This is a genomic window from Yoonia sp. BS5-3 (genome assembly GCF_038069655.2).
GTDB lineage: Bacteria > Pseudomonadota > Alphaproteobacteria > Rhodobacterales > Rhodobacteraceae > Yoonia > Yoonia phaeophyticola.
This window is the reverse complement of the sequence record NZ_CP150951.2, coordinates 2,550,623-2,562,645: the sequence shown is the minus strand read 5'-3', so window position 1 is coordinate 2,562,645 and position 12,023 is coordinate 2,550,623. Positions and strand designations below refer to the sequence as shown.

Here is a 12,023-nt window from a genome sequence, read left to right as displayed (position 1 = left end):
CCGCTACAGCGCCTGCCCTTCCAACTGAATCTCTAAGAAATCAACTGTATCCTTAGCTTCCTGAGATTGCGGATTGATGGTCAGGATCAGCTCAAACAGCTCCAAGGCATCCGCTGTGCGGTCCAACTCCATCATGATACTACCCAAACCACGCATCGCCTCGAAATGGCGCGGGTTTAGAACAAGGGTCTGGCGGATATCATCCAATGCAGGGCCCAGCAGGCCCAGATCATAATAAGACGAGGCACGACCATAATAGCCTTCAGCAAAATTGGGGGCATGATCAACAAGGGCGGTGAAATGCTCAACCGCGACCTCAGGGGCGCCGTCATTCAAAGCCTCTTTGCCCCGGCGCAGCAGCAGATCCATCGCGGGCGATCCGCTTTTCTCCCATTCGGTCATAATCTGGCCTTCGATGCGCAAATAACTTTGCTCATCTGCCTCAAGCAGCTGTTGATAAAGCTCGTCCAAACGGTTTTCCTGGGCTGCAAGAGGTAAGGAAAACCCCACTGCCAAAAAAAGTGCCGCAACGGTACATTTGAAGGGATGTGTCAGCGTAACCATAACCAGTAATGTAACGCACTGTGCCGCCAACACCAGAGGCAGCATGGTCACATCAACGATAAAGGACGAAAAAATGAGCGACGTAGTGACCGAGGCCGTAGCCGCCCTGAACGCAAAAATGGATGGCGCTGGCTTTGACGGGACCGCAAAATTCGACATCGAAGGCGAAGGCGGAATCATTATCGACGCCGACGGCGCCCGTGCTGGCGATGACGATGCCGATGTGACCCTGTCGGCCTCGACCGAGGTTTTCAAAGCAATCCTTGATGGCGAAATGGACCCGACAGCTGCGTTCATGACCGGCAAACTTACCGTTGATGGCGATATGGGGCTTGCGATGAAACTCGCAGGCGTGTTGTCTTAAGCCATGGAAACAGCACCCCTCTATGATGACGTTGCAGAAGGTCCCGCAGGGGGGAAGCCCATTGGCTGAAAACAGCTGATGGGTTGCGCATCCGGGTCGCACATTGGACAGTGCCACACGCCAAAGGCACTGTCCTGATATTCCCGGGGCGCACGGAATTTATTGAAAAATACGGCAAAACAGCCACGGAGCTCGCCAAACGCGGCTACGCGAGCCTGGCGATTGACTGGCGGGGCCAAGGCATCGCGGATCGGATGACACCGAACCGGGCCATTGGTCATGTCGGCCATTTCACCGATTATCAATATGATGTGGATGCGGCGCTTGCCCATGCGCAGGCGCTGAACCTGCCGCGTCCCTATTTTCTGATCGCCCACTCAATGGGCGGGTGCATCGGGCTGCGCGCCTTGACGCGCGGGCTGGATGTGAATGCTGCGATGTTCTCTGCCCCGATGTGGGGCATCCAGATGTCCCCTGCCCTGCGCCCCGTCGCCTGGGGGCTTTCCGCGATGAGCCGCTCGCTCGGCTTCGATCACACGCTCGCGCCGGGCCAATCTGAGGAATTCTACGTGCTGCGCAGCACAGCCGAAGACAATACGCTGACGAGTGATGCGCTAATGTTCAAATTCCTGCAAAAACAGCTGGAAAAGCACCCCGATCTGGGGCTTGGTGGACCGTCGCTGCGCTGGCTGAACATGTCCTTGATGGAAATGCACCAGCTCAGCAACGTGCCCGCACCGAACCTGCCATGTGTGACCTTCTTAGGTACTGAAGAGGTAATCGTTGACCCCGGCCGCATCCGGGATCGGATGGCCAAATGGCCCAATGGCACGCTGCGGGTGATCAAGGACGGACGGCATGAAATGCTGATGGACAACCCGGCAATGCGCCAGATGATCTTTGATGAGACGGCGACGCTCTTTGACAACAACGGGCAAGTGCCCCACGCCGCCTAAAGGCGCGCCAAAAACCGCGATACCTTTTCAAGCCCGGCCTTCAAATCCGCCTTGGGATTGGCGAAACCAATGCGCACATAGCCTTCCATGTCAAAAGCGCTGCCGGGGGTGAACAACACGCCCTCTTCATCCATCAACCGTTCACAAAAGACACGCGATGGCAGATCGACATCGTACCGCAGCAAAGTTACCGTCCCGGACGCGGGTCTTACCCAATCGATCTGCGGCTCAGCTGCCACCCAGGCAGACAACATCGCCAAATTCTCGCGGGTGATACGTTGTGAACGGGCCAGAATACGGTCCCGGTTTTCCAAGGCCATAGCGGCGAAATGATCATCCAATTTGCCCACCGAAATGGTGTCATAATCTCGATGGATTGATACGGCCTCAATCAACTTTGCCGGGCCTGCAACCCAGCCAAGGCGCAAGCCTGCAAGCGAGAACGCCTTGGACATGCCTGCCGTCGAAATACCTTTTTCATAGATATCCGCGATGGAAACGGTCATCCCGTCACCCTGCTGATCGGTGCCGCGATAAACTTCATCGCAAAGAACCCAGGCATCTGCCGCGCGGGCTATCGCGGCGATCTCTTCCAACATCGCGCGGTCCATCAAGGCTCCGGTGGGATTATTAGGGTTGTTGATGGCAATCATACGGGTGTCCGGCGTCACATGGGCGCGCAGCGCTTCCAAATCCGGCAGGAACCCGTCCCTAGCGCACAGCTTCAACGGCACGACCTCAGCCCCGATACTGGCCGGGATCGAATAATGCTGCTGATAGGTGGGAACGATCGCGACCACACGATCCCCCGGCGCAATAAGCGCCTTATGCACCAGCATATTCGCGCCAATCGTGCCATGGGTCACGATAATATTTTCCGGCCCCTGCCCCGCATAAAGCCCTGATATAGCGGTCAAAAGACGGTCCGATCCACGAATATCGCCATAGGTCATCTTCATCGGCAAAAGAGCCGACAAATCGGCAGCATTCTGGCCCGCAACCTGAAGCAGCTCCGCAATCGTCAAGCTTTCAACGCAGGTTTCGGCCAAATTATGGGTACACTTCGTCTCCCACTCATTCATCCAAATCTCGACGGCAAAAGGATCGATCTGCATCGGTTACTCCAAAGCGCTGGCAGTACGGACCTGGAAGCCCGCGGCGCGCAGCTCGGCCACGGTGTCGTCCACATGATCCATATCGCGGGCCTCTATCACGATCTCTAGCTCGGCCTGCTTCAGCGACACCGACTGCATCATGCGTTGGTGGATCACCTCGACGACATTGGCACCCGCCTCGCCAATAATGCGCGATATTTCAGACAGTTGCCCCGGACGATCATCAATCTCAAAGGTCAGCCGGGTGATGCGCCCATCGCGGACCAGCCCGCGCAAGATCAGGGTCGATAGCAGGCGGCTATCAATATTGCCGCCACAAACGACCAGCCCCACCTTCTTGCCCTTCAATTCATCCGCCAGCTTGCCGATCACGGCAAGGCCCGCGCCCGGCGCCCCCTCTGCAACCAGCTTTTCATAGGACAAAAGATCAAAAACACCGGCCTCAATCTCTGGCTCTGTCGCCGTCTCGACCCGGTCCACATGGGACCGGATCACCGCCATATTCGCGGCTGAGGGCGCGCGCACGGCGATGCCCTCAGCCAAGGTCGCGCCGCCGAAATGGGTGGCACCTTCGTCAAACCGGGCCTTCACCGCATCGAAGCGTTCGGCCTGCGCGCCGATGATCTGCACCTCAGGCTTGGCCGCCTTGGCCGCCACAGCCATCCCCGCGATTAGGCCCCCGCCCCCGATGGGCACAACAATGGCGTCCAAATCGGGCTGATCCTCCAACATCTCAACCGCAACAGACCCTTGGCCCGCCGCCACAACAGGATCATCAAAGGGATGTACAAAGGTCAGACCCTTCTCAGCGGCCATGTCCATGGTGAACTGCACACTTTCATCAAAGCCACTGCCATGCAGAACAACCTCTGCCCCGAAATCCTTGGTGCGTTTGACTTTGTTAAAAGGGGTGCCCTCAGGCATGACAATGACGGACGGAATACCCAAGCGGGTGGCATGATAGGCCACCCCTTGGGCGTGATTACCCGCGCTGCACGCAATGACGCCGGCGGCGCGCTCATCCTCGGACAGGGTCAAAAGCTTCGCCAAAGCCCCCCGCGCCTTGAAGGCATTGGTATGCTGCAGGTTTTCCAGTTTCAGATATAGATCAAGGCCCAGATGGCGCGAAAGCCGCGACGCATAGACCGTGGGCGTGCGCATCGTGGCAGATTTAATCGCCGCATAAGTGCTTGTGACCAAGTCAGAATTCAGCTTCATCTGCGACCCCTATCTATTCAGCGGCACCAAAAACGCTTGCAGGCCAAAAGACAAGCACTTGTGGTCATCGAAAATGAGCATTCGTTCAAGGGGCCTCGTTGGCAACACTGTTTGCGGCCATTGGGGCCACCCTACGCCTTATTAAGGCGGCAGCCCCCGGCCCATTTGAAAGGCATTTCGAATTCACAAGATCAGACGCTGTCGCCTATCCCTCCATCGCCTCCAACTCGTCGATGAACCCTTCGATCATCGACAGGCCTTTGTCCCAGAATTTCGGGTCAGAGGCATCAAGCCCGAAGGGTGCCAACAGCTCTTTATGGTGCTTTGATCCACCTGCGCGCAGCATGTCGAAATATTTGGCGCGGAAGTTAGGGTCGCCTTCCTGATAAACAGCATAAAGCGCGTTCACCAAACCGTCGCCAAAGGCATAGGCGTAAACGTAGAAGGGCGAATGCACGAAATGCGGGATGTAGGACCAGAAGGTCTCATACCCTTCGGCAAATTCGAACACGGGGCCCAGGCTTTCGGCCTGCACGGACATCCACAGCGCGTTGATATCCTCGGGCGTCAATTCGCCCTCGGCGCGGGCGGCATGCAGTTTGCATTCGAAATCGTAAAAGGCGATCTGGCGGACGACCGTATTGATCATATCCTCGACCTTATTGGCCAAAAGGACCTTACGCTCGGCTTGGGTTTTTGCCCCATCCAGCATCTTGCGGAAGGTCAGCATCTCGCCAAAGACTGATGCCGTTTCTGCCAGGGTCAGCGGGGTTGAAGACAGCAATTCGCCCTGTTCTGCAGCCAGCACTTGGTGCACGCCATGGCCCAGCTCATGGGCCAGGGTCATCACATCGCGCGGTTTACCTAGGTAGTTTAGCATCACATAAGGGTGAACTGTGGTCACGGTTGGATGTGCGAAAGCGCCGGGGGCTTTTCCGGGTTTCACTGCCGCATCAATCCAGCCATCGGTAAAGAAGGGCCCGGCGATTTCGGCCATTTTCGGATCGAACTCTGCATAGGCGGTCATCACCGTGTCTTTGGCGGCCTCCCAATCAACGACCGTGTCATCTTCCAGCGGCAGGGGTGCGTTGCGGTCCCAGACCTGCATCTTGTCCAGACCCAGCCATTTGGCTTTGAGCGCGTAATAGCGGTGCGACAGGCGCGGATAGGCGGCGACAACGGCGTTGCGCAGCGCCTCAACCACCTCGGCCTCCACATGGTTAGACAGATGGCGGCCGGTTTGCGGTGTCGGCATCTTGCGCCAGCGATCTTCGATTTCCTTTTCCTTGGCCAGTGTGTTGTGAACGCGGGCAAAGGTCTTGAGGTTTTCACCAAACACTTTGGCCAGGGCATGGGTAGCAGCCTCGCGGGTGGCGCGATCCTGTTCGGTCAGCAGGTTCAGCGTGGCTTCAAGGTTCAGGGTCTCGCCCGCCACCTCAAATTCAAGGCCCGCCATGGTTTCATCAAACAGACGGTTCCAGGCGGCAGAGCCCACGGTCGATTGATCATGCAGGAATTGTTCCAGCTCATCCGACAGCTGATGCGGCTTCATCGCGCGCATGCGGTCAAAGACGGGTTTGTAGCGGGCCAGATCAGCATTTTCAGCCAAAAGCCCGGCCAGATGATCATCCGCCAGCCGGTTGAATTCGAGGCTGTAAAATACCAGAGGCGTAGTGAAATTGGTGATCTTGTCCTGACAATCAGCCATGAATTTGGCGCGCTCACTGTCGGTGGTGATCTGGTAATAACGCAGACCCGCAAAAGACATGATACGGCCCGCGATCACATCGATCTGCTCATAGCGCTGCACGGCGGTCAGCAGGCCCGCAGCATCCAAGCCGCTCAGCTTGCCCTGATAATCCGCAGCAAAGCTGGCGCACTCCCCCTCGAGCCACGCCAGATCCCGCTCCAGCTCCGGGGCATCGGTGCCCGGATAAAGGTCAGACAGATCCCATTCGGGCAGCGCACCGAGGTCCTTGCCTCCGTTTGCGTTGGCATCAAAGACAGGCTGTGGAAATCGCATGGGGACCCTCATGGTGTTGTTTGGGATAACATAGGCGGGTCAACGGCGGTTTAAAAGACGATGAATGCATCGTAAATTTGGTGTTAAGGTTGAGAGTTCAAAGCCTCAAGCCGCGTCGACGGCACCAAACACGGCTGCAGCTCATTCACTATCGGCACAGCTCTGCTTGGTACAGCGCACCACCATTTGTCACCGTACGGGTCTCGAAATCATAGCAGTTGTCTGTGCCGGAAGGCGCGTATTTGATGTAATAATCGCTGCCCTCATAACTATAGGACATCAGGCTCTCACCGGTCACTTCATCCTGAACAAAGACCAACGCGTCCACGCCGCCCTGAGGCGGTCTCCCCGCTTCGGGGCCGCGGCCACCGCCGGCTGGGACCAGCGGTCCGACCCGCGGCAGGCGATCCATGTCAGGCACATCGCCCATCAGGCACTGGATGATGTATGGGGCACCTTCCGAGGTGTGATAGCGATACCCAAATGTATCATCGGCCTGCCCATTACAGACATCAAGAGCGCCTTGGGCAATGTCAGACCCATCCGGGTTCGTCTTTGTGTAGATCGGGAAACCATCAAACCCCCAACCGATAATCGCGTCGGGGCCTGCATTCTGCATCTGTTCGATCATACAGGTCGGTTCGGCGTGATAATGATAGTCATCACCGCGCCCGGCATGGCCGCCGCAAACATCAAGCTGCCCGGTCACTACGGTATCGAGATGCGCTTGATAAGAGGCCAGGTCGTCTTGCGACATCTCACCCCCCGCCGTGTAGTCATAAATTGGGATACCGTTCACCGCCACACCCAGAGCGGCGTCGCGCGTATGGGGCCCAGACCCCAGATTTGGCGCAAGCTGAACAGGCGACGCATAGTTCAAGGCAGGCACCGGGACTTGCTCATTGGTTCCGATGATCCCTGTCATCATCTCGTGATCCGGCAGCACATCGCCAGAAATAAGGGCCTGACCATCCCGGCAGGTCACCGTGACAACATCGGAAAAGCCAGCATCTTCAACGGATGCGGTGACAGCAGCGCAATGGGCTTCTTCCCCATGAGCAAGGGCAGAACTTGCGCAAAGCGCAGCACATAAGAAAAGACTCAGTCGGCAAAGGAATTTCGACATGTGATGCTCCTGAAGTCGGGGTTCGACCAATTGAGAGTGTACTTCCTTACACGGATAATGTTGCCTTTCCCGTCGCCCAAACCCGAAATCCGCGAAAAGAGGCCTATCCGCCTCAAGTTATGCACCGTTCTCTTCCAGCCCCGAGTGACATTGATCCCAATGGCCCCTCCGCTCTATGCTTTCGCGCATCACAGGCGGCCAGGGAGCGCGGCAAATGGTTCAGGTATTGGGCATTGGGGGATTTTTCTTTCGGGCGAAAGATCCGGCGAAACTCGCGGAATGGTACGATCGACATCTTGGGGTGACCAAGATGGGCAACTACGGTGATCCGGAATGGAATCAAGAAGCCGGACCAACTGTTTTTGCACCTTTTGAAAGCGATACCGATTACTTTGGCCGGAAAGAGCAAAGCTGGATGATCAATTTCCGCGTCGCCAACCTTGATGATGCGATTGCCGATCTAAGGGCCGCCGGAATAGAGGTGGATGTCGATCCAGAACTTCATCCCAATGGCCGCTTTGCACGGCTCGTTGATCCCGAGGGCAATCCCGTCGAACTTTGGGAACCGTTACAAACAAGCGTATAGAGTTCGCAGCGACCCGTCTTGGTATTGTTTGAGATAACATAGGCGAGATGAAGGGGGGTAAAAGGCGAGGAACGGTTTGTGGGATCGGTGTGGATAGTTTGTCGGCTCGCCTTGATAACCTAAGCAAAGTCTTAGGTCCGCCTAAGGATTGAAACGCCCGCTTTGAAAGCAGAATTCCCATATAAGTCGAATGTCTAGTTTCTTAGAATTTGTTCGATTTGCCTCGACATATTTGAGCTCGCTCGGTCCAAATAATCCGCCAGAAGAGCTGGCCTAGCGTGCTCGACTTCTTCTTCGCTATTGTTGGGTACTTTGAATTTGACCACCAACTCTTCATTCAAAAGAACCTTTAGGTCAATCAACCCATCATCCGTATGTGCATATTCTTCCATGCGCCATTCGCAGCTAAGAGCGACGATGTTTGAGGGGGTTGAAATAAGGTTGTTCGCCAACTCGATAACCTCTTGATACCTGTCTAGCTTTTCCATTTTAACTTTAAGTTCAGCCAGCTCGTCCCGTAGCTCTTGATCTGACATGTTGTGGCGCTTCGTCAAATGCGCCGTAAATATCGAGCGAGAACCATCCCAGCCACATTTTTTGCATCGCCCATTTGAAAACGCGTGGTTGCAGGAAGGATAGCCACATAAAATGTATGCACATTCTGCACAAAGGCTTTTCATTTCGGACGTGCCTTCGAAGTAGCCACTTCCGCACTCATCACAAATTTTAGTTTCCAATGGCATGCAGTCTGGTAGGCGGTTTACCCCGTCTAAATCAATGGTAGTGTTGTTCGTCGACCGCCATCAAACCTTACGAACATCGATTGCTCATACGGGGACAGATTTCGGCGCTCAAGTTCATTCCTCGATACACTTACCCATAAGCCGCCAACATCTCCTTCAAATCATCCAGCGTATTTGCCTCCTCCACCGGCTTATCCCGCCGCCACCGCGCCATGCGTGGAAAGCGTAGCGCGACGCCGGATTTGTGGCGCGGGCTGGCCTGGATGCCCTCAAAAGCTATTTCAAACACATGGGTCGGCGGCACCTGCCGGACGGGGCCGAAACGTTGCAGCGTGTTCTTGCGTACCCAGGCCGTAATCTCGCGGAATTCAGCGTCGGTCAGCCCTGAATAGGCCTTGGTGAAGGGGACCAGATCATTGCCGCTGCGCACCGCAAATGTGTAGTCCGTGAACAGGTTCGCCCGCCGCCCGTGCCCGGCCTGCGCATAGATCATCACCGCATCAATTGTCAGCGGATCGATCTTCCATTTCCACCAATCCCCGCGCTTGCGCCCCGACAGATAAGGGCTGTCCAACCGCTTGAGCATCAGCCCCTCTGCTCCAATCTCGCGGGAGGCTTCGCGGGTCTTGGCCAGATCGTTCCATGTCTGGAAGGGCAGCGCCTCTGACAGGCGCAAGGGTGCATCTGCGGGCGCACCCGCCGCCAAATCCGCCAGCCGCGCGCGGCGCGCGGCTAAGGGGAGGTCGCGAATGTCCTGTCCATCCGCTTCCAGCAGATCATAGGCCATCAGGATCACGGGGGCCTCAACCAGCAGCTTTTTCGGCACCGTCTTGCGGCCAATCCGCTTTTGCAACTGATTGAAAGGCAGGGGTTTTTCATCGGCAAACGCCAAAACCTCGCCATCAATCACCGTCCCATCCGGCAGATAATCCTTCAGCTGCGCAAGCTCAGGAAAGCGATCCGTCATCAAATCCTCGCCCCGCGACCACAGGTAATGCGCCCCCCCGCGAATGATCAGCTGGCCGCGGATCCCGTCCCATTTGCGTTCGGCATTCCAATCGGCGGGCGGGCCGAGGGCCTCCAGATCCTCCATCTGATAGGCCAGATAAAACGGATAGGGGCGCGACAGATCGGCGGTCGGATCATCCGCCTCGATCAGGCTTTCCCAAGTCACCGTCTCGGGCGTCCAATTGCCCATCAGCTTATGGGTCAGCTCTGGTTCCGGCTGGCCGGTGGCCTGGGCCAGGGCGCGGGTGATCAGCTTGGCGCTGACACCGATGCGAAAGCCGCCCGTTAGCAGTTTGGTAAACAAGAACCGCTCAGCATTTGGGAGACTATCCCAAGCGGTCAAAATCCCCGCCTTACGGGCGTCGTCATCCTCTGCCGATAGCGCCTTGATCGTGGTGATCCAATGGGTCAGCGAATGGTCGGATGTCTGCCCCGGCTCGGGCAGGACCAGCGCAATCGTCTCGGCCAGATCGCCAACGATGCTATAGCTTTCCTCGAACAACCAATCGGGCAAGCCTGCGACCTCGGCGGCCCATTCGCGCAGGCGGGTCGCGGTGATCGTCCGCTTGGGACGACGCCCAGTGAAAAGGGCAATGGTCCACAGCCGATCCTCAGGCGGCGCACTGCGGAAATATTCGGCCAGGGCCGCCGTCTTGACGCTGGTCTTCGTCGTCTCATCGACGCGGGAAAAAAGGGCGGCGAATTCCTTCATGCTTCTTCGGCTTCCGCCTGTTCCAGTTGCTCGCCCTGATAATCGGTGCTGACCACATGGGCGTCATAGCCCTGATCTGTCAGCCAGCGTTGAAAGGGTGCCGTATACCCATGGGTGACAAATATTTTGCTGGCCCCCGTCGCCTTGATTGCGGCATTCAGCCCGTCCCAATCGGCATGGTCCGACACGATAAAGCCGCGATCCGCCGCCCGCCTGCGGCGCACACCGCGCAGAGCCATCCAGCCACTGGCAAAAGCGGTTGAGGCCGGGCCAAAGCGGCGGGTCCAAGCGGTGCCAAGCGCGCTGGGTGTTGCCAAAACCAGCGCGCCAGGGTGGGTCTTGGCGCTGATATCAGGCCCGGCATAGATGGTTTGGGGCAGGTTTACGCCCTGGCCGCGCAGCACCTCATTAGTGTTCTCAATCGCCCCATGGGTCAGGATCGGGCCAATCGTGGGATCGACGGTCGCCAACAGCCGCTGCGCTTTGCCAAGGGCATAGGCCCCCAGGATCGCGGTCTTGCCAGCGGCGGCATTGGCCGCCCACCAGGCGTTGATCTGCTCGGTCAATACATCTTGCGGCGTCCATTTGAAGATCGGCAGGCCAAAGGTGCATTCGGTGATAAACGCATGGCAGGGGACAGGCTCAAATGGTTCCGACAGCCCGTCCGCTATGGTCTTGTAATCACCCGAAACAACCCAAACCTCGCCTTTTACCTCAACCTTAATCTGCGCCGATCCGGGCACATGGCCTGCCGGATGGAATGAAACCTTTGCACCGCCAATTTGCCGGAACTCGCCATAGGCAATCGTCTCAAGGTCAATATCGCCCAAGCGATGGCGCATCACCGGCGCCGTTCCATCAGTCGCCAGATAGCGGCCCATCCCGGGGCGGGCGTGATCGCTATGGGCATGGGTGATCAGGGCGCGCGGGACCGGCTGCCACGGGTCGATATAGAAATCGCCCGCCGGGCAGTAGATGCCGCGATCTGTGAAGGTCAGGATATCAGCCATGGAAGAAAGTATAGATCACCTGGTCACGCGGGAAATGGTGAATGCCCCTGATTGGGCGAAAATGTCCGGTATGTTTGCCGTACAGATGGCGTACATAAGCTGTACATATACGGATGGCGGCGCGAGCAAATGATGGTTTTTCTGACGTCTCGCCCTTAAGATGACCAAATCAAGGCACTCAATTTGACGGGAAGACTGAGGATGTCGAAAACCATTTTAGCGGCTGCTTTATGCGCAATATTTGCCCAGTCAGCTCTTGCTGATCTTAGCCCCTATAACCCAAACGCCACCGTGAGCTACGCAGAGATTGACGACTTCCAAGTCAAGTCTTTCCCACTTCGGATGACGCACACCTACGAGATCGTCATCCCAAACACGACGCCCGGACAATTGATTGCGTGCCGTATCTATACGGCTGACGCGGTTGAAACCGCTGACCCACCAGAAACGCCGGGCTTGGGCCCAATTTTTGCGCAGAGACCGGAAGGTATCAGGGTCAATCGCATAAGCGGCAGCCACCGTGATCTGCAGTTTGTTGACGCACAGAGCGGACAAACCCACGTGCATTTTTCGCATAAGATGTCAGACGCGCGTTTTC

At 56.9% G+C, this 12,023-nt stretch carries 11 protein-coding genes; 3 read left to right on the top strand and 8 right to left on the bottom strand.

Features of this window, described 5'->3' with window-relative positions; genetic code table 11:
• Positions 1–3 precede the first annotated feature (3 nt).
• A complete protein-coding gene (locus tag AABB29_RS12935; RefSeq protein ID WP_341366519.1) occupies positions 4–471 on the bottom strand; it encodes a tetratricopeptide repeat protein in 468 nt (155 codons plus the stop codon).
• Between the two features lie 166 nt (positions 472–637).
• Between AABB29_RS12935 and AABB29_RS12930 the strand changes: the two genes are divergently transcribed.
• Complete coding sequence (locus AABB29_RS12930; protein WP_341366520.1) at positions 638–928, top strand: SCP2 sterol-binding domain-containing protein; 291 nt, start codon at positions 638–640, stop codon at positions 926–928.
• A gap of 83 nt (positions 929–1,011) precedes the next feature.
• A complete protein-coding gene (locus AABB29_RS12925) occupies positions 1,012–1,884 on the top strand; it encodes an alpha/beta fold hydrolase (RefSeq protein WP_373636563.1) in 873 nt (290 codons plus the stop codon).
• On the opposite strand, the gene AABB29_RS12920 is transcribed toward AABB29_RS12925, so the two are convergent.
• The 4 genes from AABB29_RS12920 to AABB29_RS12905 form a co-directional block, all read right to left on the bottom strand.
• The gene (locus AABB29_RS12920) at positions 1,881–2,999 is read right to left on the bottom strand and encodes an aminotransferase (RefSeq protein WP_373636562.1); all 1,119 of its coding nucleotides are present in this window, start codon (positions 2,997–2,999) and stop codon (positions 1,881–1,883) included. The two genes, AABB29_RS12925 and AABB29_RS12920, sit on opposite strands and share 4 nt — an antisense overlap.
• A 3-nt stretch (positions 3,000–3,002) precedes the next feature.
• Complete coding sequence (locus tag AABB29_RS12915) at positions 3,003–4,217, bottom strand: threonine ammonia-lyase (RefSeq protein WP_341366524.1); 1,215 nt, start codon at positions 4,215–4,217, stop codon at positions 3,003–3,005.
• A 205-nt stretch (positions 4,218–4,422) separates the two neighbouring features.
• Positions 4,423–6,240, bottom strand: coding sequence for a M3 family oligoendopeptidase (locus tag AABB29_RS12910; protein WP_373636561.1), 1,818 nt, complete (start codon positions 6,238–6,240; stop codon positions 4,423–4,425).
• A gap of 148 nt (positions 6,241–6,388) precedes the next feature.
• A complete protein-coding gene (locus AABB29_RS12905) occupies positions 6,389–7,366 on the bottom strand; it encodes a YHYH protein (RefSeq protein ID WP_341366526.1) in 978 nt (325 codons plus the stop codon).
• Between the two features lie 214 nt (positions 7,367–7,580).
• Here AABB29_RS12905 and AABB29_RS12900 point away from each other — a divergent pair, with 214 nt between their 5' ends.
• A complete protein-coding gene (locus tag AABB29_RS12900) occupies positions 7,581–7,952 on the top strand; it encodes a VOC family protein (protein ID WP_341366527.1) in 372 nt (123 codons plus the stop codon).
• Positions 7,953–8,146: 194 nt separating this feature from the next.
• Here AABB29_RS12900 and AABB29_RS12895 read toward each other — a convergent pair whose 3' ends face one another.
• The 3 genes from AABB29_RS12895 to AABB29_RS12885 form a co-directional block, all read right to left on the bottom strand.
• Positions 8,147–8,488, bottom strand: coding sequence for a hypothetical protein (locus tag AABB29_RS12895; protein WP_341366528.1), 342 nt, complete (start codon positions 8,486–8,488; stop codon positions 8,147–8,149).
• Between the two features lie 337 nt (positions 8,489–8,825).
• Positions 8,826–10,415: an ATP-dependent DNA ligase gene (locus tag AABB29_RS12890; RefSeq protein WP_373636559.1), complete on the bottom strand. Its 1,590-nt coding sequence runs from the start codon at positions 10,413–10,415 to the stop codon at positions 8,826–8,828.
• Positions 10,412–11,425, bottom strand: a complete 1,014-nt coding sequence (locus AABB29_RS12885; protein ID WP_341366529.1) for a ligase-associated DNA damage response exonuclease — start codon at positions 11,423–11,425, stop codon at positions 10,412–10,414. Before AABB29_RS12885 ends, AABB29_RS12890 begins: the two co-directional genes overlap by 4 nt.
• Positions 11,426–12,023: the final 598 nt, after the last annotated feature.